Consider the following 22860-nt stretch of genomic DNA (forward strand, 5'->3'; position numbering starts at 1 on the left):
CGGGAGGTTGTCGTCGGTCAGACCTGGAACCCGGCCGCCCGGGCGGCCTGCCGCTCCCGTCGCCGTCGCCTGCGCCGCCGGAGCACCCAGACCAGGAAGAGCACCATGCCGGCCAGGAACACCACCACCAGTACCGGCACGAGAATCGCGACCAGCGACATGACGACGCTGGTGGCGTCCTCCGCCGTACTGGCGACGGGAGCGCCGATCCCGGCGGTCATGGTGTTGATCACCGGGCGGGCGGCGGCCTTCAGGGCGTGTACGCCGAGGGCGATGAGCACCCCGACGACGATCGGTACCCACTGGTTGGACGAGAAGAACTCGCCCGGGTCGCTGACCGTGGCCGTCTCCGAGCTGACCCCCGCTCCGAAGACCAGGCCGCCGGAGGTCGGCCGGATCACGGTCTGCACCACGTCGTTGACATGGTCGACGACCGGTACCTTGTCGGCGACGAACTCGATCGCCAACAGCACCGTCAGGATCGCGATCACCCAGCCGTTCGACAGCCACTGCCAGCCACCGGGCAGTTCGACGACATCGGTGTAGCGGGCAAGTAGCCCCATGCTGAGCAGGGGAATGTACGCGTTGAGTCCCGCCGAGGCGGCGAGACCCGAACCGGTGAGGGCTTCCAGCACCCGTTCAGGATCTCATCGACGCGCCAGTGGGGTCGGACGGCCAACGGTGTGCGCTCCGCTACCCTCGTCGGGTGCGGTTGGTGATAGCGCGGTGCTCAGTGGATTACGTCGGACGGCTTGCGGCCCACCTGCCGTTGGCGACCCGGTTGCTGATGGTCAAGGCCGACGGGTCGGTCTCCATCCATGCCGACGACCGGGCCTACAAGCCACTCAACTGGATGAGCCCGCCATGTCGGCTGGAGGAGGCACCCGGCGTCTGGCGGGTGGTCAACAAGGCCGGCGAGGAACTGCGGATCACCCTCGAAGAGATCTTCCAGGACACGTCGTACGAGCTGGGAGTCGATCCCGGGCTGCGTAAGGACGGGGTGGAGGCGCACCTACAGGAGTTGCTGGCCGCCAATCCGACCGCCCTGGGCGACGGGTTCACGCTGATCCGTCGGGAGTACCCGACCGCGATCGGGCCGGTCGACCTGCTCTGCCGGGACGGCGCGTCCGCGACCGTCGCGGTGGAGGTCAAGCGGCGCGGCGAGATCGACGGCGTTGAGCAGCTCACCCGCTACCTGGAACTGCTCAACCGGGACCCGCTGTTGGCTCCGGTGGCCGGTGTCTTCGCCGCCCAGGAGATCAAGCCGCAGGCCCGGGTGCTGGCCGAGGACCGGGGCATCCGGTGCGTGGTGGTCGACTACGACAAGCTGCGCGGCATCGAACGCGACGAGCTGACCCTGTTCTGACCGGGCACCTGGCGCAACCGAGCGAATCGACCTTTCATGGGCATCCGGAACCAGCAGCGTAGAGCGGCCAAGAAGAAGGCGCGGGAGCAGCGGCAACGCGGTCGTACGGAGGCTGCGGCGGGGGCCCACGGCCAGTCCGGTCGGGTCGGTGACGCCTTCGATCCGTGGACCTCTTCCAGGGAGGAACGGACCTCCGAGGAGTGGATCGCCGAACTGCTGAACGGAGCGGTGTACGCGCTCCTGAGTCAGCACCCGGACCAGGTCGAGCGGCAGTTGGATCAGCTGACCGTCGGTGAGCCGGGACTGGTCGACCGACTGGTGGCCGAGGCGTTCCAGGACGTCGTCGGCCAGCTGTGGGAACGCGGCTGGCTACCGGCGGACCTGGTCCGGGTGGTACGGCGGCGGCACGGCCAGCGGGCCGCGCAACTGACCGTCGAACAGATCGCCGCCCAGCTTCGCGGCTATTCGGAAGTCACCGTGCACGAGAGATGGCACGCCCAACTCCGCGAGCTGGGTGCCGCCGTCTGGCAGGGGTACGCCGACCACCGGCTGACCGCCTGGGGCCAGCGGCAGAAGCTGGACCGCTCGGAAGCCCTGCGGGACGTGGTGTCCGTACTGAGCGTGCTGACCGCTTTGCCAGACATCGGAAAGGTGACCCCGCTGCCGGGCACGGTCCGGGGCAACGCGTCGCGGGCCGGAACCGCGACCGGGGCGACGATCGACGAGCGGGTGCTGGGCCGGGTCCGGGGGCTGCTGGCCAAGGCGGAGTCGACCGAGTTTCCGGAGGAGGCCGAGGCGCTCTCCGCCAAGGCCCAGGAGCTGATGGCCCGGCACAGTATCGACCGGGCGCTGTTGGCCGCCGGCCAGACCCGGGGCGGGTCGGCCGGTGCGACCGCCCGGACCATGGGAGCACCCTGGGTGACCGGGGCGCCCGACCAGCCGGTAGCGCTCCGGGTCGGCGTCGACGCGCCGTACGAGCAGGCCAAGGCCCTGCTGTTGCAGGAGGTGGCCACGGCCAACCGGTGCCGGTCGGTCTGGTCGGCGGACTTCGGGTTCGCCACGGTGCTCGGGTTCCCGTCCGACGCCGAGTCGGTGGAACTGCTCTACACGTCGCTGCTGGTGCAGGCGACGGCGGCGATGGTGCGGGGCGGTCCGCAACGCGGCCGGGCCGGCCAGTCCACCACCCGGTCGTTCCGGCAGTCCTTCCTCCAGGCGTACGCCGTCCGGATCGGTGAACGGCTGCGGGCCGCGACCGACGAGGTCAGCCGGGAGGTGGTGGTCGAGGCGGGGGCCGACCGGTTGCTGCCGGTGCTGGCCGCCCGGGAGGACGTCGTACGGGAGGCCGTCGAGACGATGTTCCCGGAGATGGTTCAGCGGCAGGTCCGGGGCAGCCACAACGCGGCGGGGTGGGCCGCCGGGACGGCAGCGGCGGATCTGGCCGCGCTGGCCGCCCGGTCGGAGGTCAGCGGCCGTACCTGAGTTTGATCGCCTTGACGATCCGGTCGACCTGGGCGGGCGTCCGTTCGAAGGTCATCGCGGGTAGCAGGGACGGGGCCCGGCGTCGGGTGATCGCCTTGGCCCGGCTGAACTCGCGCAGGCCGTCCTCTCCGTGGATCCGCCCGAAGCCCGACTCGCCGACCCCGCCGAACGGCAGGGAGGACATGCCGGCGAAGCTCATCACTGAGTTGATCGAGGCCATGCCGGAGCGCAGTTGGCGGGCCAGCGCCAGCGCTCGGCGGCGGCCGAAGACCGAGCCGCCCAGGCCGTACGAAACCGCGTTGGTCAACGCCACCGCCTCGTCGGCATCCCGTACCCGGGCGATGGTCAGCGTCGGGCCGAAGGTCTCCTCGCGTACGGCGGCCGAGTCCTCCGGCACGTCCACCAGGATCGTCGGCTGTACGAACGGCGGCTGTACGGCGTCGAGACCGCCCAGTACCGCCCGGCCGCCCCGGTCGATGGCGTCGGCGATGTGCCGACGGATGATGTCGATCTGTCCGGGCATGGTGATCGGTCCGATGTCCGCCCCGTCACCCGCGCCGACGGTCAACCGCCCGGCCTTCTCCGTCACCTTCGCGACGAAGGCGTCGTAGACCGGGTCGACCGCGTAGACCCGCTCGATGCCGATGCAGGACTGGCCCGCGTTGGTCAGCGCACCCCAGACGCAGGCTTCCGCGGCGGCATCCAGGTCGGCGTCGGTGTCGACGATCATCGAGTCCTTGCCGCCGGCCTCCAGCAGCACCGGGGTGAGCGTCTCGGCACAGGCGGCCATCACCTTCTTCGCGGTGGCTGCCGACCCGGTGAACGCCACCTTGCCCACTCCCGAGCGGCACAGCGCGGCACCGACGTCGCCGAATCCGTGCACCACCTGGAGCACCGGCTGTTCGGGTACCACCTCCGCGAAGGTGTCGACCAGCCACTGGCCGACGGTCGGGGTGTACTCGCTGGGCTTGAAGACCACCGCATTGCCGGCCGCCAGGGCGTAGGCGATGGAGCCGACCGGGGTCAGCACCGGATAGTTCCACGGGCCGATCACGCCGACCACGCCGTACGGCTGGTATTCCAGGTGGGCGGAGAACTCGGCGAGGACGAGCCGGGAACGTACCCGGCGCGGGCCGAGCACCCGGCGGGCGTTGCGGGCCGCCCAGTCGACGTGTTCGATCGCGGAGACGGTCTCGACGATCGCCTCGGCGACCGGCTTGCCGCCCTCCCGGTGGGACAGGTCGGCGATCTCCTCGATCCGCTGCGCCAGCAGCGCCCGCCACCGCAGCAGCCGCTGTCTGCGGCCACGGTCGCCCAGTTCGGCCCACCAGGACGCCGCCTCGCCCGCCCGCCGTACGGCCCGCGCGACATCGTCGGTATCGGCCACCGGGAAGCGGCCCGCCTCCACCCCGGTCGCCGGGTTGGTGGAAACCAGTTCGCCATCCTCGATGACGGGGACGCCGGGGGCATGCGTGGCGGTCATGTTCGAAGTCTAAACCCGAAAATTACTCATGGGTACGGTCTGCGTCCGTCGGCCTGACCTCAGCCGGCAGAGGGGCGTGACGGGTGCGACGAGTGGCGGGGAAGGTGCGTGGCGGGGATGAGATCGAGCCCAACGTCAACTACCGTAAGGTAGCGAACGGCTACTCGTGGTCCACCGAATCGGTAAGTGGATATGGCCGGAAGACTGGGCAAATCAGTACCACGGTGCATGGAAATGCGTTCGGTGCGATGGAAAGCTGGCTCGGGGGCAGTAGCGCGGGTTGAGGGCGCGGGAGGCAGTACGAAATGCCCACTACGGACGAGATCGGCCTGTCACCGCTGTTGATGGTGGTCAATGGGTCGTTGCGGGGTGCGAGTTTTCGACTCACGTCGGGATCGACGGTGATCGGCCGAGGTGAAGGTGCCGACATCCTCGTCGAGGACCACCGGGTCAGCCGGCGACATGCCACGGTGCAGGTGGTCGATGGTCGGGTCCTGCTCAGCGACGCCGGTTCCACCAACGGCACCTGGCTGAACGATCAGCGGGTCTCCGACCCGCGCGAGGTACGCGACGGGGATCGGATCCGGCTGGGCGGGGTGGAACTGCGGTTCTTCGATCCGGGGTCGGCGCAGACCGATCCGGTCGGCACGTTGCGCTACCAGTCGGCGGCACGGACGATGCTGCCCGGCCCGCCGGGGGCCGGGGCGGTGTCGGCGGCGCTGCGGGCACCCACCCAGGCGCTGCCCTCCCGGCGTCCCCGACGGCTGTTGCTGACGATAGGCTGCTGCGTCGTACTGGCGGGCTGGTTGGCCTGGGCCTATCTGATCTTCTAGCGCTCGGTGAAATACCCCACCGTGTCTCGACAAGCCCGAATGACGTGGCAGACTCGCCCGCATAACTTAGCGGCCGTTAATGCGGCTGCCCAGAGCATGCGGGAGGCCGGCAGTGGCACGCGAGTTCAGCAGCGTCGGCGTCGTCGGGCTGGGCACGATGGGTGCCGGCATCGTCGAGGTGTTCGCGCGTAGCGGTGTCAGAGTCGTCGCGGTCGAGATCTCCGAGCCGGCGCTCGACCGGGGACGAGCCAACCTGACCAACTCCACCGACCGGGCGGTGGCCAGGGGCAAGCTGGCCGCGGAGGCACGCGACGCGCTGTTGTCCCAGGTCACCTTCGCCGTCGGGATGGAGGCGCTGCACGACGTCGACCTGGTGATCGAGGCGGTGCCCGAGCACCTCGACCTCAAGCAGCGGATCTTCGGTGAGCTGGACCGGATCTGTAAGCCGGAGGCGATCCTGGCCACCAACACCTCCTCGCTCAGCGTCACCGAGATCTCGGTCGCCACCCACCGGCCGAACCAGGTCATCGGAATCCACTTCTTCAACCCGGCACCGATCATGAAGCTGGTCGAGGTGATCCGTACGGTCGTCACCGAGCCCGAGGTGGTCGCCGACGTCGAGGCGCTCTGTGCCCGCCTCGGCAAGGTCGCCGTCACCATCAACGACCGGGCCGGCTTCATCGCCAACGCCCTGCTCTTCGGCTACCTCAACCGCGCGGTGGAGATGTTCGAGTCGCGGTACGCCAGCCGGGAGGACATCGACGCGGCGATGAAGCTCGGCTGTGGCCTGCCGATGGGGCCGCTGGCGTTGATGGACCTGATCGGCATCGACACCGCGTACGAGATCCTCGACACCATGTACCGCCGGGGTGGTCGGGACCGCCGGCACGCGCCGGTGCCGCTGATCAAGCAGATGGTCACGGCGGGGCTGCTGGGCCGCAAGTCCGGGCGGGGTTTCTACACCTACGAGAAGCCCGGGTCGCCGGTGGTCGTACCCGATGACCAGACGCCGCGTCCGACGGGCTCGGCTGTGGCCGACGGAGCACCGGCCATCGCCAAGGTCGGCGTGGTCGGCTCCGGGACGATGGCCACCGGCATCATCGAGGTCTTCGCCCGGGCCGGGTACGAGGTCGTCTCGGTGACCCGGGGTGCGGAGAAGTCCGCCAAGGTCTGCGAGGCGGTCAAGACCTCGCTGAACAAGGCGGTGGTACGCGGCAAGCTCACCGAGGACGAGCGGGATGCCGCACTGGGGCGGGTCAACTGGTCGGCCACCCTGGAGCACCTGGTCGACGTGGACCTGGTGGTCGAGGCCGTGATCGAGGAGTTGAGCGTCAAGAAGGCGCTCTTCGCCAGCCTCGACGAGATCTGCAAGCCGGGTGTGGTGCTGGCCACCACGACCTCGTCACTGCCGGTCATCGACCTCGCCATGGCCACCCAGCGTCCGGCGCACGTGGTGGGTCTGCACTTCTTCAACCCCGCCCCGATCATGCCGCTGGTCGAGGTGGTCCGCACCATCCGTACGTCCGAGGAGACCGTGGCCGCCGCCCGGGCCGTCTGTGTGGCGCTCGGCAAGACCGCGGTGGTCTGCGCCGACCGGTCCGGCTTCGTGGTCAACGCGCTGCTCTTCCCGTACCTCAACGACGCGGTGAAGATGCTGGAGGCGAACTACTCCACGGCCGACGGCATCGACCACGCAATGAAGCTCGGTTGCGGCTACCCGATGGGTCCGTTCGAACTGCTCGACCAGGTCGGGCTGGACGTCTCACTCGCCATCCAGCAGGAGCTCTACCTGGAGTCACGGGAGCCCGGGTTCGCACCGGCACCGCTGCTGGAGCACCTGGTGACGGCCGGCTACCTGGGACGTAAGGCCGGCCGGGGGTTCCGCGACCACACCAACCGCTGAGCGGTCCGACGCCACACCCGCATCGAGAACCGGCGGCACGATCCGTACGGATCGTGCCGCCAGCTTTCTCCAGCCGTGGAGAGCGCTCGGACCGGTACGCCAGTCACGCCTTGCGGGTGATCGTCACCGCCGCCCTGCTGGTCCGGCCGTGCTCGGTCAACTGGTAGACCAACCGGTCACTGCTGGCAGTGGTGGCGAGCGGTGTGTAGATCACCTGCCGGTCCCTGGTCAGCTGGACCGTGCCGTGCCGTGGTTGGGTGACGATGCTGATCGTCGCCTCGGCGGTGGCGTAGTCGTTCGCCAGTACGGCGATCCTCGTCCGCTTGAGACCGGTGACGGTCGACGTGTCCGCGACCGCTCGCGGCGACTCGACGAACCTGCCGTCGCCGGTGCCCAGGTAGTACCGGACCTGCCGGGTGTCCGGGTTGTCGATGACCAGGTCGGATCGGCTGTCGCGGTTGGCGTCGAGTACGTTGACCGACCAGTAGGTGTCGCCGGCCTCGGCCCGTTGGATGTGTGTGACCTGGCCGTCGTCACGGATCACGACCACCCCGCTGGCATAGTCGCCACAGCCTTCGATGTACGCGATGACCACGTCCATGGCGCCGTTACGGTCGAAGTCGGCCAGGCGGAACTGGGGCCAGCCGGAGCACCACTTCACCGGTCCGGGCACCAGTTGCCCGTTGGTGGTGTTGAGGTAGGTGGCGAAGCCCTGGCCCTGGTCGGTCCACTGATAGAGATCCAGTCGACCGTCCCCGTTGAAGTCGGCCAGGCCGACGTAGCTGGGCTGGTGGATGGCGTCGAAGCCGGCTGCCGGACGGTAGTTGCGCAGCACCAGCAGGTCGTGTTCGGACGTCGGTGGCCGTCCGGCGAACCAGGCCAGCACCAGCTCCGTCGTGCCGTCCCCGCCGAGATCGACCGCGACGCCCATGTCCGGACAGCTGATCGGGTCGGCCCCGGATTCCTGTAGATAGGTGTAGGTCTTTGCCGGCTGGTAGCCACTCGGGCGGCGGCCCAACTCGACCTTGACCACGCAGCTGTCCGGGGCCTTGACCCCGAGCGTTGCCCGGTCACGCAACCCGTCAGCGTTGAGGTCGCCGACTATCGGCTCACCGGCCCCGCCAGCCTGGGCGGGCAGAACCGCCCCACCTGCCACGGCCAGGATCGTCGTCGCGATCACCGTGGCGATGCGCTTCCCCCACATGCGCGCCTCCTCAAGCGTGCCTCGTCGTCCAGTCTCTGCGGCTGGCACTACTCGTGAGGTTAGAAGCGTTTTGTGGTTATCTAGCCCATTCTGACCGTGATCTGACAACTACAATTCCGGGATGCGCGTGGGAGCCCCGTACCCTTGGGAGACGTGAGCCCGCGTCGCAACCGCCCCCGCCCCGATGACGCTACGCCGATTTCCGGCGAACGGGCACGAAGAGGCGTGGAGTCCGTGCAGTCCTGGCGTGACGGTGAGTGGCAGGTACGCGGCATCTCCGGCGACGGGGCGGTCAAGACGTACCGTTGTCCCGGTTGTGATCAGGAGATCCGGCCGGGCGTGGCGCACGTGGTCGCCTGGCCGGCGGACGGTCGGGGTGATCTCACCGATCGCCGGCACTGGCACACCGGCTGCTGGCGGGCGCGGGACCGGCGACTGCCCAACGTCCAGCGTTCCCGCAACGCACCCCGGCACGGCTGACGTACCGTCAGGGATCTTTGTCACGGTGTTGCCGTCCCGGCTGACGCTGCCGGCGCCTCCGGGCGAGACTGGGACGGTGAGCACCCCCATCCGCGCCGCATCCATCCTTCCCGGGCGCCGGGAGGACATCGAACTGCACACCGCCGACGGGCTACGCCTGGTCGGTGAGCTGGCCCGACCGCTCGACCGGGACCCGGTGGGCACCCTGATCTGTCTGCACCCGCTGCCCACCCACGGCGGAATGATGGACAGCCACGTGTACCGCAAGGCCGCCTGGCGGTTGCCGGCCCTGGCCGACCTGGCTGTCCTGCGGTTCAACACCCGGGGGACCAGCAGCGTGCGCGGCACCAGCGAGGGGGAGTTCGACAACGGGGTCGGGGAACGGTTCGACGTGGCGGCGGCGATCGAGTACGCCGAGTTCGCCGAACTGCCTAACCTGTGGTTGCTCGGCTGGTCGTTCGGCACCGACCTGGCGCTACGGTACGGCTGCGACCCGGCCATCGCCGGGGCAATCCTGCTCTCGCCGCCACTGCGGTACTCCACCAGCGACGATCTTGCGGTGTGGGCCGAGACCGGTAAGCCGTTGACCGCGCTGGTGCCGGAGTTCGACGACTATCTGCGCCCGGAGGAGGCACGACAGCGGTTCGCGGCGATCCCGCAGGCCGAGGTGATCGGAGTGCCCGGGGCCAAGCACCTGTGGGTCGGCTACGCGGAGACGGTGCTCGACGAGGTGGTCCGCCGGGTCAACCCGTCGGTCCCGGTTCCGCTGCCGACCACCTGGGACGGTCCGATGGAGACCGGTGACTCCAGTGCGTACGCCGACCGTACGGTCGCCGCCTTCGCGGACCGTCCGGTTCCCGGCCCGGCGGCCGAGTAACCGACCGCTTGGGGTCAGCGATCGGCCGGCGTGACGATCTCCACGGGCGGCAGTTCGGACACCGGTGGCCAACCGGCCAGCCAGGTCCGGCGGGCCGCCCACACCCCGCGCCAGTAGCCGGCGCGACCGGTGAGCCGGGCCCCCGCCGCCCGGATGGCGATGCCGGTTGCCAGCAACAGCCGGCCGATCGCGGCCCGGGGCCGGGACCACCGTAGGCGCAGATAGGTCGTCTTGCCCTGCAACACCATGACCCGCTTACCCACGCTCGTCGACGACGCGCCCCCCACGTGCTTCACCTGTGCCCCGGGCACCAGCACCGGCCGCGCCCCGAGCAGGGTGGCCCGCAGGCAGAGGTCGATGTCCTCGCTGTACATGAAGTAGTCCGGGGCGAAGCCGGCCAACTCGGTGAAGAGCGACCGTTCGATCAGCAGCAGGCAGCCCGACGCGGCCGGCACCGGGCCGGGCCGTGACCGGTCCAGTCCGGGCAGCTCCTCCGGATTGCCGAGCCGTGACCGGCGGAACACGGTGGAGAGCCCGGCGGCGAAGCAGAGGTACCCCCACACCGAGGGCAGGGCGAAGACCGACCGCCCGTCGTCGGTGCCGTCCGCATGCAGCGTCCGGCCGGTGTAGACCCGGTGCTCGGGGTGGGTGCGGGCGTACGACACCAGCTCACCGAGGACGTCGTCGACCAGTTCGGTGTCCGGGTTGAGCAGCAGCAGCCACTCGCCACTGGCCCGGGCCGCGCCCACGTTGACCGCCCGGGCGAAGCCGACGTTGTGTGCGAGTCGTACCACCTGGGCGTCCGGGAACGCCGTGCTGACCGCATCTGCCGAGCCGTCCGTGGAGGCGTTGTCGACGACGATCACCTCGTACGGCACGGTCGGGCGGGACGCCCGCAGCATCGACAGCGCCCGCACGATCAGCTCCCGGGTCTGGTACGAGACGACGATCACGCTCACCACCGCCGCGCTCACCTGACGCCACCACCCGTCGTGGTCCGGCTGGAGTCGTCCCGTCCCCAGCTGGCCTGTGCGCCCGCGCGTCGGGCGGCGAACTCTGCCAACAGGGTGAGCGCCAGATAGCAGGCGGCTGCCGGAAGTAGCCACGGCCGGGGCAGCGCCACGTCGAACAGCCACGATGCGCCCCGGGTCGACGGAACCCCGTCGTTGGTGGTCCGGAGTGCCCGGTTGGCGGCGCGTACCCGGGCCAACCGGTGCAGCAGGTCCCGGGTACGCAGTGGGGTGGCGGAGACCGCTGCCGCGCTGGCCACCTCGGCGCGTTCCCCGACGGCGAAGAGCGAGTTCAGGAACAGATCGTCGGCGAAGGCGTCCGGGAACCGGTCGAAGCGGTCCCGGCCGGACCGGGAGACCGCGATCGCGCCCCGGCCGAAGAGCGTGTCCCGATAGACGGGCAGCCGGCGGTTGATCGTGTAGAAGGCGCGTACGAGCAGCGGTCGCCCGGCGGTGACCACCACCCGGCGCGGTGCGGCGGCCAGCAAGCCGGGGCGGCCATCGGGGGTCGGGGTGACCGCCGCGACCAGAGCCCGGGCACACGCGGTGCTCAGCTGGATGTCGGCGTCGAGATAGATCCTCGGGAACCCGGTCGCCAGCTCCTCACCCGCATTCAACGCGCTGGCCTTCGACGATGCCGGCAGTTCGAGTACCGTGACCCCACGGTAGGAGCGGGCGACGTCGGCGGTGGCGTCGGTGCACCCGTTGGGTACGACGACCACCTCGAACTCGCCCGGTGCGGCGTCCTCGAGCAGGGTGCGCAGGGTCTGGCCGAGCACCGCCTCCTCGTTGTGGGCCGGGATGACGACGCTGATCGGCCCCGGTCGCCCACCGGGATCCGTCGTCACCATGGGGCGTGCCCGGTCAGAGCCAGCCGGATCCGCCGCGCCGCGGTACGCCGCCGCAGCCGCCACCCCCGGTATTCCCGCAGGTCCAACGAGGCGGCCTGGACCACCCGGGCCGAGTGGCGCATCTGCTCGGTCCACTGCGAGACGGTGGTGACGCCGGTCTTGCGGGCCGACAGCGGGCGGCGGGCCATGAAGTCCTCGTCGGTACGGTAGATGGTGTTCGGGCTGCGGGGATCGTCCATGTGCTCCTCGTGCAGGAACGGGTGGTACCACCCGTTGACCCAGCCCAGCTGCGCGGCCCGTACGCACCAGTTGGAGAAGGACTCGTTCTCGCCGAGCTGGCCCGTCTGCCGGATCAGCTCGCGTTTGACCAGGTAGCCACTGCCCTGGACCCAGTGGTTGCGCAGCAGTTGGTGTCCGCCCGGATAGTCCGCCAGCTTCGCCGCGACGAGGGCCTCGTCGACGTCCTCGTCCGGGAACCGCCAGGTGCCGATGACGCCGAAGGTCGGGACGTCCTCGTGGGCCTGGCGTAGCGTCTCCAGCCAGCCGCTCTCCGGGAGGCAGTCGTCGTCCACCTTGCTCAGATAGGTGCCGGTCGCCTCCTGCCAGAGCCAGTTCGTCGGTCCGCGTAGGCCGGCGTTCACCGGGCTGTGCCGGAAACGGTGCACCCGGGGGTGGCCGAGGTGTTCCTCGACCGCTTCGAGGGTGGGCTGATCGCTGCCGTTGTGCCATACCCACACCCGGGTGTCGGGGGTGCAGGTATCGAGCAGGTGGGGTAGCGACAGCCGGACGTACTCCGGCCGGTCGTACGTGATCATCAGAATGTCGATGCCAGTGTCGATGCCAGTCACGTCGCCTCGCTCCGGTTGGACCGTTCCGCCCAGGTCACCCGCCACAGCGCACCGGCGAGCCCGAGAAGGAGATGCATGGTTAGGAAATAGGTGGAGAAGTAGAGCGCGTCGTAGGTGAAGGCGGTGACCGCGGCGACGCCGAGGGAGACCGCCAGCACGGCTGCGAGATCGCGGTCACGGGGGCTGGTGGAGAACCGGCGGACCCGTCCGGCTACGACGATGCCGGAGAGGAAGAACGCGGCCAGTCCGGTCACCCCGACGATCCCGGCGCTGACCAGCGTGACCAGCCACTGGTTGTCGAGCAGTTGGTACAGCTCGGGGAGCCAGGTGCCGACCCCGCGACCGAACCAGGGGCGTTCGCTGATGAAGGGGGCGACGTAGTCGTAGTCCTCCAGGCGACCCTGGACGCTGGGGTCGTTGTCCCCGGCGAAGATCAGTGCCCGCAGGGTGGCCAGTAGCCCTGGCCGGACGACCTGGATGACCGCCGCGAGGATGCCGCCGATCACGAGCACGTTGAACGTCGTCCGTAACGGCCACAGCATGATGAAGAAGAGGATGGCGGCGGTGAGGGCCAGCACCCCGGTACGGGACAGGGAGATCGGGATCACCCCGGCCTGGATGATCGCCAACGTGCCGTAGATCTGCCGGTTGCGCTGGCTCGACGAGAACCTCGCGTAGTGGATCGAGACCATCAACCCGATCACCATCAGCACGCTGAACTCGATGTAGTGGCCGGCGGTACCGGCGACCCGTACCAGGCCACCGCCGCCCCGGGCGTCGAACCCGATCAGTTCCCGCTGGAACATCAGCACCGGTGGCAGCTTGAGGTAGTTGGTCAGGTCGATCCGGAGCACGAACTGACTGAGCGCGAAGAACGCCATGCCGGTGGCGCACCAGGACAGCCAGCGGAGTACGTGGTCGATCCGCTGCCGGGTGAGCACACCGTCGGCCGCAGCCAGGAGTACGCCGCCGCCGGCGAGCGCAATCAGTATCGTACGGTGCGCACCATTGGCCTCCAAAGTGGACATTCCACGCGACTGGGCCGCGATGTAGGACGTGCCGATGGTGACCAGGTAGGCCGCGAGAGCCCAGCGCATCGGCTGTCGCCCACGGGTGGCCAGGGCCGGATGCAGCCGGCTCAGGGCCCACCAGACCAGCAGGCCGAGCCCCAGGGCGATGCCCGGCTTACCCAGTTCGCTGAGCGGCGGAAAGATCAGCCGCGAGGGCAGCAGGTAGGCCAGGATGATCGTGAGGACGAGGCCGGCCGTGGCGTCCGGGAAGTGGTGTACCGCAGGGGTGATTCCGTCGTAGACGGCGGTCGAGCGTCGCGTGGAGAGATAGGTCGGCACGTTGCCCGCTTTCTCAGCGCGTCGTCACGGCGTCGTCGAATCCTCGACTGGCCTGCGGATGGTGGTGAGCAGGACCGTGTCGTCGGCCTGGGGGTAGCGTCCCCGCTCCGCTGGGCCCTTCGGGCCGGTGCTGTCCCGGCCCGGAGGCAGCGACCCGTCCGGGCCCGCCAGGTTGGTGACGGGTAGCTGCTGGGTCACGTCGGCCGGCTGCTGGGGGTGGGCCACCGGATGGGAAGGTGCCATCGACGGGGCGTGGCCCGCCGGTTGGGGGGAGGGGCGCCGGGGGCGGACCGCCGCCTGGCCCGTGTTCCAGTTCAGCGGGGTCCGGCCACGGCGCTGGTCGTGCTGCTTGGCCGACGACCGACGGCGCTGGATGGCGTCGTAGGTGACCGCCGAGGCGGCGGCCAGCAGCACCCCGATCACCGCCACCACGATCTGCGCACGGAGCACGTTGGACCGGGACGGGACGATGTTCAGTCCCGGATCGAGCACCTCGATGGTGATCTGCTCACCGGCCCTGGGGTGATACTGCGCCTGCTGGCCCGCGACCGTCTCCTCGATCAGCTTGGTCACCGCCGTCACGGTCGCCAGTGCCGTGGCCCGGCTCGGCGCGGTGACCTCGATGGTCAGGATCGAACTGCGGTTGACGAGGCCGATCTCGTACCCCGGATCGCCGCCGGCGGCGACGATCTTCTGCCGGGCGTCGTGCGCGGAGACGGAGATCTGGACGGCCTGGGCCATCGCGTTCTCCCCGACCCGCAGCCACGGGTTGCCCGGCTGGGGCGTGGCGTTCGGTGCCTGTACCACCGGTGCGGTGGTGGGCGGGACGAGCAGGACCGCTGCCTCGGTCTTGTACTCGGGCTGGATCGAGGTGCCGAGTGCGAGTGCCGCGCCAAGGGTCAGGATGACCACCGGTGCCGTGACGTACCACCGCCGAAACATGAGCTTCAGCAGGTCAAGGAGGTCCATTGAAACGGCCCCTTCAATTGCGCGGGTTGAACTGTCGTCAGTGGGACCGGCCCGAGACCGGGCGTGCGGCAGCAACGTCGCTACTGTACGCGACCGACCTGTCACCAGTCCCGTTCCGTTCTAGCAGGTTGTCCCACAGTCGGATGTATGACTTGACCTGGTGGTCCCAGGCGAGTTGCTCGACGAAGCGCCGCCGACCGGCGATTCCCATGGCTGTCCGAGCCTGCTGGTCGCCGAGCAGCTGGTCGAGTGCCTTGGCGAATTCGTCGGGAGTTCCGGTCGGTACGTAGCTGGCGGCCGTGGCGGCGGTACGCCGGGTCTCCAACAGGTCGACCGCGACGACCGGTACGCCCCGGGCGACGTACTCCACCGTCTTCGCCATTGTGGACAGCTCGGCCATCCTGGTCGGCGGATCAGGCTGTAGTGCGATCGACGCCGACCGCAACAGGTCGTCGACCTCGTGGGCCTCCAGCCAACCGGTGAACCGGACGACGTCCGACAGGCCGCGCTCGGCGACGAGTTCACGCAGCTCGGGCAGGCAGTCCCCGTCCCCGGCGATCAGCAGCCGCCAGTCGTCGGCACTGCGCAGTCCGATGAGGCGTTCGGCGGCCAGTACGGCGATGTCCACATGGTCCTGCGGATTGATCACTCCGAGGTAGACGATGTGCTGGACCGGATCGGGCCGGTCGGGGTCGGAACCGACCGGTGCGCCGGTACGGGGTGCGGGCACGGTGACCGTCCCGACCTCCGCCAGCGTCGGCCCGTTACGGACCACCACGACCCGGTCCGGATCGCAGCCGCCCCGGCTGATGGCCAGATCCCGGTACGACTCGTTGGTGGACACCACGGCCGAGGCGCACCGCCAGGAGAGTTTCTCCAGCAGGCGCAGGGTGCGTAGCACGAGCGGATGGGGCCGCTCGGTCTTGCACTCGTACAGTTCCGGGCTCAGGTCGTGGTGGTCGAAGACGAAGGGGCGGCGCAGCATCCGCATCAGCAGCCCGACCACCCAGAAGATGTCCGGCGGGTTGCAGGCCTGTACCGCGTCGACCCGGTCGCGCAGCATGAGGCCGAGCAGCCGGGCGGTGACCGCGGTCAGCGCCCAGGCGAACTCGGCGGCGAAGGAGAGCACCCCGGACCCGGCCAGCGGCTGTGGGAACGAGTGGATGCGGGCGTCCGTGGTGCCGGGTACGACCTTCGGCCGTTCCGGACCGCGCGGGCAGATGACGCTGACCCGGTAGCCCGCCGCCTCCAGGGCCTGGCACTCCCGGATCACCCGACGGTCCCGTTCGACGGGCAGGTTGACCACCACGATGACGACATGCGGACGCCGGACGGCCATCAATCACTCCCATCGGGGCAGCTCGGACGAGGTTGTTTCGACGGATGGCCGCGAACGCACTGCGGGGTGCGGCCCGAATTCAGTGTGCCAAGGCGGCGACGTTGCCTCTCGGGGCAATGCCCTCCCGAGACATTGCTCTACCTGGGGCTGAGCGGCAAGGATGCTGATTCGCGAGTGTTGTCGGCATCTTTACATGGAATGATCCGGTCGGCCTATTGCTGTTCATTCGTTTGTCTAAATCTGCCGTCTTGCATGCACGGCGCGGGAGACCAGGCAAAGGTCAAGGCGTTGTTGAGCGTCGATGCGAGATCGTTCGGTGATCTTTCTTCACAATCCAGTGCCAGGAACGACATATCGCTTTCCGGTTACCGCCTGGTTAGCCTGTCCGTGCCGCCGTTGGCGGGCACCGGTGGCCGTGCGTGGGTCGCACCGACGCATGCGTTCCTGGAGGGTGGAATATGCGTTGGCGCCGTACCATCCGACTCGTTTCTGCGGTTGCCCTGCTGGCCAGCATCATCGTTCCGATGCGAGCTACGGCGGTGGCGGCGGTCACCCTGCCGAGCGGCTTTCAGGAGCAGATCGTCTTCACCGGCCTCAACCAGCCGACCAACATCGAGTTCTCGCCGGACGGACGGGTCTTCGTCGCGGAGAAGAACGGCCGCATCAAGATCTTCGACGACCTGGCGGACCCGACCCCGACGATCTTCGCCGATCTCTCCCGCGACGTGCACAACCAGTGGGACCGGGGACTGCTCGGACTGGCTCTGCACCCGAACTTCCCGAGCAGTCCGTACGTGTACGTGCTCTACACCTACGATGCGCCGCCCGGTCAGACCGCCCCGGTCTGGAACGACACCTGCGGCGACGCCAACAACGGGCGGTGTGTGGTCACCGGTCGACTCTCCCGCCTGCGGGCCAGCGGCGACGTGATGACCGGCGAAGAGCAGGTGCTGATCCACGACTGGTGCCAGCAGTACCCCAGCCACTCCATCGGTGACCTGGGCTTCGGCACCGACGGCATGCTGTACGTCAGCGCGGGCGACGGCGCGAGCTTCAGCGCCACCGACTACGGGCAGCTCGGCAACCCGATCAACCCGTGCGGTGATCCGCCCGGCGGCACGATGACCCCACCCACCGCCCAGGGCGGTGCGCTACGGGCCCAGGACCTACGCACCACCGGCGACCCGACCGGACTGGACGGCACCGTCCTGCGACTCGACCCGCAGACGGGGGCCGCCGCACCCGGCAACCCGTTGAGCGCCTCGCCCGACTTCAACACCCGTCGGATCGTCGGGCACGGCCTGCGCAACCCGTACCGGCTGGCCATCCGCCCCGACACCAACGAGGTGTGGCTGGGCGACGTCGGTTGGAGCACCTGGGAGGAGATCGACCGGGTGGTCGACCCGACCAGCGGGGTCACCAACTTCGGCTGGCCGTGCTACGAGGGCGCCGGCCGGATGTCGAGCTACGACAACGCCAACCTCAACCTCTGCGAGACGCTCTACAGCGGCGCCGGCCAGGTGGCGCCGCACTACACGTACCACCACAACGCGGCGGTGGTGCCGGGGGAGAACTGCGCCGCCGGCGGTGACGCGATATCCGGCCTGGCCTTCTATCCCCGTACCGGTGGGAACTACCCGGCGGCGTACGCCGGCGCGTTGTTCTTCGCGGACAACTCGCGTGGCTGCATCTGGGCGATGCGTCCGAGCACACCGGGCGGCCTGCCGTCGCCGACCAACATCGAGGCCTTCGGACAGGCCGCCGCCAGCCCGGTGGACCTGGCCATCGGCCCCGGTGACGAGCTCTACTACCTGGACCTCAGCGGCGGCACGGTCCGCCGGATCCGCTACTACCCGGGCAACCAGCCACCGGTCGCCCGGATCACCGCCGCGCCCACCAGCGGGACGGCACCGCTGACGGTGGCCTTCGACGGCACCACCTCGACGGACGCGGACCCCGCCGACGCCGGTCGGCTGACCTACAAGTGGGACTTCACCAACGACGGTACCGTCGACGCGACCACACCGACGGCCACCTTCACCTATCCCGACAACGGCAGCTTCACCGCGAAACTGACCGTCACCGACACCCTGGGGGTGACCGGAACGACGACGGTGGAGATCCAGCCCGGCAACAGCGCGCCCACCGCGGTGGTGGACAGCCCGACGGCGGACGTCCGCTGGCGGGTGGGGGACCGGATCACCTTCACCGGGCACGCCACCGACCCACAGCAGGGGACGTTGCCGCCGTCGAGACTGTCGTGGCGGTTGAGCATGCGGCACTGCGAGTCGGTGGAGAACTGCCACACCCATCCGTTGCTGGAGTGGACCGGAGTCGGGACCGGCTCGTTCGTGGCACCCGACCACGAGTACCCGTCCTATCTCCAGCTCGAGTTGACCGCCACCGACGACGAGGGGATGTCCAACACGGTCGTCCGGCGGCTGGACCCCGAGACGGTGGATCTCTCCTTCGCCACCGATCCGCCCGGCCTCCGGCTCAGCGTCGGTGCGTCGACCGCGACCACCCCGTTCACCCGTACGGTGATCGTCGGTTCCACCAACACGATCAGCGCGCCGAGTCCGCAGAGCGCCAACGCCCTCACCCACACCTTCGCCAACTGGTCCGACGGTGGGGACGGCACGCACGTGGTCACCGCTCCCGCGACGGCCACCACCTACACCGCGACCTACACCAGCGCCCCGGGCTGCGCCGACAGCTTCGGCTATATCTGTACGACGACCACCACCCGGCCGTTCGTACCGGCGGACGAGACGGTGCTGCCGATGACCGGTGACGACGTGGCCGCCCAGGTCACGTTGCCGTTCTCCTTCCCGCTGTACGGCCAGACGTACTCCACCGCCTGGGTGTCCAGCAACGGCTTCCTGTCCTTCGTGGAGCCCGAGGGCCCCTCCGCGATCAACACCCCGGTGCCGGACGTCAGCCGACCGAACGCGGCGATCTATCCGTTCTGGGACGACCTGGTGATCCGGGCGGACTCGACGATCCGGACGGCGCTCGTCGGCACCGGCGCGGACCGGCGGTTCGTTGTGGAGTGGCGCAACATCGGTCAGTACGGCTCGTCGTCGGCCCGGATCACGTTCTCGGTGGTCCTGACGCCGGACGGCGAGTTGACCTTCCACTATGCGGATATGAACACGAAGGGCCGGGAGCGGGGCGATTCGGCCACGGTCGGCATCGAGGACGCAACGGGCACGTTGGCCCTCAGCTACTCGACCAACCAGCCGAACCTGGTGAACGGTACGTCCGTGGTGTTTACCCCACCGGGTGCTTCGTAATTGTCGGCCGGTGATTTCCTGCCGTCGTGTTCCGGACCGCTGCGCAGCAGAATTGCGACAGTAGTCCGGGATGCGGCGGCAGTCGATTTACCGGACGTCAACCTCGCCGGTCGGGAGAATTGTCGAAGCGTCCTCGCGAATTCCCTGACTGCCTGCGCAAACTCCTGAATCCCCTTCGGGTCGACCGGTCATTGTCTCTTATGGGGCATTGAAGATGAGACTTTGTTGTGGTTCTCGCATTCTCGGATAGCATCGCGGGACACGCGCCGCCGTACGGATGGCGGAGTTGGCCGGGCGTACGGGGTGGGTGGCTACCTCCCCGGCCCCGGCATATCTACTGAATGGTCGTTAAGTTCGAGCCGGTTGGCTGACGTCGCACGGTCCGTGAATTGACAGTCTGTCCGTGCCCCGGCCCTGATCCTGTGACCAGGCAGTATGCGCCGATCTTCGAGCGGCGTGGAGTTGCGGGATGGGGGATGGCCATGTTGCGAAGAGTGCGGCGGGCACTGTCGTTGTCTCTGGCGTTTGTCCTCGGGGTGCCCATCGCGGCCGGGTTGACACCCGGTGACCCCGAGCCTGCCGTTGCGGCCGGGGTGCCGGCCGGCTTCACCCAGCAGGTGGTCTTCTCCGGCCTGACCAGACCGACCAAACTCGTCTTCTCCCCGGACGGTCGGGTCTTCGTGGGACAGAAGAACGGCATCATCAAGGTCTTTGACGGCCTGTCCGACACCACCGGCACGGTCTTCGCCGACCTCCGGTCGAATGTGTACGACTTCGAGGACCTGGGCCTGATCGGCCTCGCCCTGTCACCCAGCTTTCCCGCCGATCCCTGGGTGTACGTCAGCTACACCTACGACGGGCTGATCGATGGCGGCGCACCGACCTACCACGACACCTGTGCGGCCGTGGGCAGTTGCCCGGCCAGCAGCCGGGTCTCCCGGCTCCGGGCGGCCGGCAACGTGATGACCGGCACCGAACAGGTGCTGCTGCACGACTGGTGCCAGCAGATCGAGAGCCACTCGATCGGTGACCTCGCCTTCGGCCCGGACGGCGCGCTCTACGTCAGCGCCGGCGACGGGGCATCGGGCACCTTCACCGACTACGGCCAGGCGGGTAACCCGACGAACCCGTGTGGGGATCCGCCGTCGCCGGTCGGGGGCGCGATGACACCGCCGACCGCCGAGGGGGGCGCACTGCGCTCCCAGGACCTACGCACTCCGGCTGACCCGACCGGGCTCTCCGGCACGGTGATCCGGGTCGACCCGGCCACCGGTGCCGCCCTGCCGGACAACCCGATGGCCGACAGCACCGACGCCAACACCCGTCGGATCGTGGCGTACGGGCTGCGCAATCCGTACCGCTGGACGTTCCGGCCGGGCACCAACGAGATCTGGGCGGGCGACGTCGGATGGCGTACCTGGGAGGAGATCAACCGGATCCCCAACCCGGTCGCCGGCCCGGTACGCAACTACGGCTGGCCCTGCTACGAGGGGAACATCCGGCAGAACGGCTACCGGTCCGCCGGCCTACAGCTCTGCGACAGCCTCTACTCGGCCCCGGCCGGTACGGTGACCGCCCCCCACTACACGTACGCGCACAGCCAGGTCGTCTCGACCGGGGACGGTTGCCCGACGGGTGGTTCGTCACCGACGGGGGTGGCGTTCTATCCGAGCACCGGTGGCGGCTACCCCGAGGCGTACGCGGGGGCGATGTTCTTCGCCGACTACGCGCGCGGCTGTATCTGGGCGATGCGGGCCGGTGCCGACGGTCTGCCGAACCCGGCCGACATCGTCATCTTCACCGCCACCGCTGCCGGGCCGGTGGACCTGGTGATCGGCCCGGACAACGATCTCTACTACGTGGACCTGACCGGCGGCAGCGTACGCCGCTTCCACTACAGCTCCGGAAACCTGGCGCCGGTCGCGGCGGCCCGGGCCACGCCGATGTCGGGCAACGCTCCGCTGGTGGTCTCGTTCGACGCGTCCGAGTCGACCGATCCGGATGCCGGCGACATCCTGACCTACCAGTGGGACTTCACCGGCGACGGCACGTACGACGCCACCGGCGTCACCACGTCCCACACGTACGACGCGGTCGGTACCTACAACGCCAGACTGCGGGTGTCCGACATCGGCGGCCGGACCGACACCATGACCGTGCAGATCATGGTCGGTACGGGTGCGCCGGTACCGGTGATCGACTCACCGACCGCCGCACTGCACTGGGTCGTGGGTGACCGTGTCACCTATTCCGGCCATGCGATCGACCCGCAGGAGGGCGAACTGCCGCCGTCCGCGCTGTCCTGGCAGCTGATCAACCGGCACTGCACAGTTCCGGACAACTGCCACACCCACGTGGTGCAGGACGTCGCCGGGGTGGCATCCGGCTCGTTCCTGGCACCCGATCATGAATACCCGTCCCACCTCGAGTTGACGTTGACGGCCACCGACAGCGGCGGCCTGACCGGCAGTACGACGATGCGGCTGGACCCGCGTACGGTCAGCCTCACCCTGGCCAGCGAACCGAGCGGGTTGCAGCTCAACCTGAACGGCATCAACCTGACCACGCCGGCCGTCCGTGACGTCATCGTCGGCGCGACCACCACCATCAGTGCCCCGGATCCGCAGGCCTTCCAGACCTCCAGCTACAGCTTCAGCAACTGGTCGGACGGCGGTGCCCGGACCCACGTGGTGACCGCTCCGGCGACGCCGAGGACGTACACCGCGACCTTCGCCGGGTCCGCCGGCTGCGGGGACAGCTTCGGCTACACCTGTTCCACGCTGGCCGGCCTGCCGTTCGTACCGGCCGACCAGACGGTGCTGCCGTTGGCCGGGGACGAGGCGATCACCGAGATCGACCTGCCGTTCCCGGTCCCCTTCTACGGGCAGCACCACACCCGGGCGTGGGTGGACGTGAACGGTCGGATGTCGTTCCTGGATCCCGGTCGGTCCTGGGGGGTGAACACCCCGATACCAACACCGGAACCGGCCAACGCCGCGATCTATCCGTTCTGGGACGACCTGGTGGTACGCGCGGACTCGAGCATCCGTACCGCGGTGGTCGGTGTCGCGCCGTACCGGCAGTTCGTGGTGGAGTGGCGCAACATCGGGCTCTACGGGTCCTCGTCGGCACGGATCACGTTCGAGGTGGTCATTGGAGAGAACGGCGAGATCACCTACAACTACGCCGACCTGAACACCAAGGGCCGGGAGCGGGGCGACTCGGCCACGATCGGCATCGAGAACGCCGCCGGTACGGTCGCGACGCAGTTCTCCGTGAACCAGGCGGTACTGGCCAACGGGAAGGCCATCATCTTCACCCCACCCGAAGCGGAGTGAGATACAACCGGTGTCGGGTGGTACAGCCGGGGCTGCGGTTTTCGGCCCCGGCTGGTGGATGGTGTCGGGTGGTACAGCCGGGGCTGCGGTTTTCGGCCCCGGCTGGTGGGTTGTCGGGTCTGCTGTCGAGCAACCTGTCGAGCTGCCTCGTCTGTGCTTCCGCGGTTCCCCCGACGTGACCCGGACGATTCCCGTCCGCACCGCTGGTCGTACCCCTGCTCCCTGACCGCCGGTC

General features: G+C 69.1%; 17 protein-coding genes. 8 read left to right on the forward strand and 9 right to left on the reverse strand.

Annotated elements, in window-relative coordinates; all coding sequences use genetic code 11:
* Window positions 1-17: 17 nt before the first annotated feature.
* Window positions 18-635 carry a DUF4126 domain-containing protein gene (locus ACFQ4H_RS20035; RefSeq protein WP_377572532.1) on the reverse strand — a complete coding sequence of 206 codons (618 nt, stop codon included), beginning with the start codon at window positions 633-635 and terminating at the stop codon, window positions 18-20.
* A gap of 71 nt (window positions 636-706) precedes the next feature.
* Between ACFQ4H_RS20035 and nucS the strand changes: the two genes are divergently transcribed.
* A complete protein-coding gene (gene nucS, locus ACFQ4H_RS20040) occupies window positions 707-1366 on the forward strand; it encodes an endonuclease NucS (RefSeq protein ID WP_377572534.1) in 660 nt (219 codons plus the stop codon).
* Between the two features lie 36 nt (window positions 1367-1402).
* Window positions 1403-2845 (forward strand): DUF2786 domain-containing protein, encoded by a 1443-nt coding sequence (locus ACFQ4H_RS20045; RefSeq protein WP_377572536.1) that lies wholly within the window; start codon window positions 1403-1405, stop codon window positions 2843-2845.
* On the opposite strand, the gene ACFQ4H_RS20050 is transcribed toward ACFQ4H_RS20045, so the two are convergent.
* On the reverse strand, window positions 2829-4328 hold the full coding sequence (locus tag ACFQ4H_RS20050) for an aldehyde dehydrogenase family protein (RefSeq protein WP_377572538.1): 1500 nt from the start codon (window positions 4326-4328) through the stop codon (window positions 2829-2831). The two genes, ACFQ4H_RS20045 and ACFQ4H_RS20050, sit on opposite strands and share 17 nt — an antisense overlap.
* Before the next feature lie 305 nt (window positions 4329-4633).
* Here ACFQ4H_RS20050 and ACFQ4H_RS20055 point away from each other — a divergent pair, with 305 nt between their 5' ends.
* Window positions 4634-5161, forward strand: a complete 528-nt coding sequence (locus tag ACFQ4H_RS20055) for an FHA domain-containing protein (RefSeq protein WP_377572540.1) — start codon at window positions 4634-4636, stop codon at window positions 5159-5161.
* Window positions 5162-5273: 112 nt separating this feature from the next.
* On the forward strand, window positions 5274-7064 hold the full coding sequence (locus tag ACFQ4H_RS20060) for a 3-hydroxyacyl-CoA dehydrogenase family protein (RefSeq protein ID WP_377572541.1): 1791 nt from the start codon (window positions 5274-5276) through the stop codon (window positions 7062-7064).
* A 103-nt stretch (window positions 7065-7167) separates the two neighbouring features.
* Here ACFQ4H_RS20060 and ACFQ4H_RS20065 read toward each other — a convergent pair whose 3' ends face one another.
* Window positions 7168-8268, reverse strand: coding sequence for an FG-GAP-like repeat-containing protein (locus tag ACFQ4H_RS20065; protein WP_377572543.1), 1101 nt, complete (start codon window positions 8266-8268; stop codon window positions 7168-7170).
* 153 nt (window positions 8269-8421) lie between these two features.
* On the opposite strand from ACFQ4H_RS20065, the gene ACFQ4H_RS20070 reads away from it, so the two are divergent.
* Window positions 8422-8748: a hypothetical protein gene (locus ACFQ4H_RS20070; protein ID WP_377572545.1), complete on the forward strand. Its 327-nt coding sequence runs from the start codon at window positions 8422-8424 to the stop codon at window positions 8746-8748.
* Window positions 8749-8824: 76 nt separating this feature from the next.
* Window positions 8825-9625, forward strand: a complete 801-nt coding sequence (locus ACFQ4H_RS20075; RefSeq protein WP_377572547.1) for an alpha/beta hydrolase — start codon at window positions 8825-8827, stop codon at window positions 9623-9625.
* Window positions 9626-9639: 14 nt separating this feature from the next.
* On the opposite strand, the gene ACFQ4H_RS20080 is transcribed toward ACFQ4H_RS20075, so the two are convergent.
* The 6 genes from ACFQ4H_RS20080 to ACFQ4H_RS20105 are packed head-to-tail and all read right to left on the reverse strand — an operon-like array spanning window position 9640 to window position 15991.
* Window positions 9640-10599: a glycosyltransferase family 2 protein gene (locus ACFQ4H_RS20080; RefSeq protein WP_377572549.1), complete on the reverse strand. Its 960-nt coding sequence runs from the start codon at window positions 10597-10599 to the stop codon at window positions 9640-9642.
* Complete coding sequence (locus ACFQ4H_RS20085) at window positions 10596-11486, reverse strand: glycosyltransferase family 2 protein (RefSeq protein ID WP_377572551.1); 891 nt, start codon at window positions 11484-11486, stop codon at window positions 10596-10598. Before ACFQ4H_RS20085 ends, ACFQ4H_RS20080 begins: the two co-directional genes overlap by 4 nt.
* Window positions 11480-12334 (reverse strand): glycosyltransferase family 2 protein, encoded by an 855-nt coding sequence (locus tag ACFQ4H_RS20090; RefSeq protein WP_377572552.1) that lies wholly within the window; start codon window positions 12332-12334, stop codon window positions 11480-11482. The genes ACFQ4H_RS20085 and ACFQ4H_RS20090 overlap by 7 nt, the downstream gene beginning before the upstream one ends.
* Window positions 12331-13683, reverse strand: coding sequence for an O-antigen ligase family protein (locus tag ACFQ4H_RS20095; RefSeq protein WP_377572553.1), 1353 nt, complete (start codon window positions 13681-13683; stop codon window positions 12331-12333). The genes ACFQ4H_RS20090 and ACFQ4H_RS20095 overlap by 4 nt, the downstream gene beginning before the upstream one ends.
* A gap of 24 nt (window positions 13684-13707) precedes the next feature.
* Entirely contained in the window at window positions 13708-14652 is a 945-nt protein-coding gene (locus ACFQ4H_RS20100) for a hypothetical protein (RefSeq protein ID WP_377572555.1), read from the reverse strand.
* Between the two features lie 37 nt (window positions 14653-14689).
* Entirely contained in the window at window positions 14690-15991 is a 1302-nt protein-coding gene (locus tag ACFQ4H_RS20105) for a glycosyltransferase family 4 protein (RefSeq protein ID WP_377572556.1), read from the reverse strand.
* A 524-nt stretch (window positions 15992-16515) separates the two neighbouring features.
* Between ACFQ4H_RS20105 and ACFQ4H_RS20110 the strand changes: the two genes are divergently transcribed.
* Both ACFQ4H_RS20110 and ACFQ4H_RS20115 read left to right on the forward strand, forming a co-directional pair.
* The gene (locus tag ACFQ4H_RS20110; RefSeq protein WP_377572558.1) at window positions 16516-19287 is read left to right on the forward strand and encodes a PQQ-dependent sugar dehydrogenase; all 2772 of its coding nucleotides are present in this window, start codon (window positions 16516-16518) and stop codon (window positions 19285-19287) included.
* 482 nt (window positions 19288-19769) lie between these two features.
* Window positions 19770-22625 carry a PQQ-dependent sugar dehydrogenase gene (locus tag ACFQ4H_RS20115; protein ID WP_377572560.1) on the forward strand — a complete coding sequence of 952 codons (2856 nt, stop codon included), beginning with the start codon at window positions 19770-19772 and terminating at the stop codon, window positions 22623-22625.
* The last annotated feature ends 235 nt before the right edge of the window (window positions 22626-22860 follow it).

Origin of the sequence: Micromonospora sonneratiae, from assembly GCF_042679305.1 — a bacterium.
Classification (GTDB): domain Bacteria; phylum Actinomycetota; class Actinomycetes; order Mycobacteriales; family Micromonosporaceae; genus Micromonospora_H; species Micromonospora_H sonneratiae.

What these genes read in the sequence shown, in the direction of transcription:
- ACFQ4H_RS20045 (WP_377572536.1), top strand. Translation starts at nt 1,403, where the DNA reads ATGGGCATCCGGAACCAGCAGCGTAGAGCGGCCAAGAAGAAGGCGCGG.
- ACFQ4H_RS20050 (WP_377572538.1), bottom strand. Translation starts at nt 4,328, where the DNA reads ATGACCGCCACGCATGCCCCCGGCGTCCCCGTCATCGAGGATGGCGAA.
- ACFQ4H_RS20055 (WP_377572540.1), top strand. Translation starts at nt 4,634, where the DNA reads ATGCCCACTACGGACGAGATCGGCCTGTCACCGCTGTTGATGGTGGTC.
- ACFQ4H_RS20065 (WP_377572543.1), bottom strand. Translation starts at nt 8,268, where the DNA reads ATGTGGGGGAAGCGCATCGCCACGGTGATCGCGACGACGATCCTGGCC.
- ACFQ4H_RS20085 (WP_377572551.1), bottom strand. Translation starts at nt 11,486, where the DNA reads ATGGTGACGACGGATCCCGGTGGGCGACCGGGGCCGATCAGCGTCGTC.
- ACFQ4H_RS20100 (WP_377572555.1), bottom strand. Translation starts at nt 14,652, where the DNA reads ATGGACCTCCTTGACCTGCTGAAGCTCATGTTTCGGCGGTGGTACGTC.
- ACFQ4H_RS20105 (WP_377572556.1), bottom strand. Translation starts at nt 15,991, where the DNA reads ATGGCCGTCCGGCGTCCGCATGTCGTCATCGTGGTGGTCAACCTGCCC.
- ACFQ4H_RS20110 (WP_377572558.1), top strand. Translation starts at nt 16,516, where the DNA reads ATGCGAGCTACGGCGGTGGCGGCGGTCACCCTGCCGAGCGGCTTTCAG.
- ACFQ4H_RS20115 (WP_377572560.1), top strand. Translation starts at nt 19,770, where the DNA reads ATGTTGCGAAGAGTGCGGCGGGCACTGTCGTTGTCTCTGGCGTTTGTC.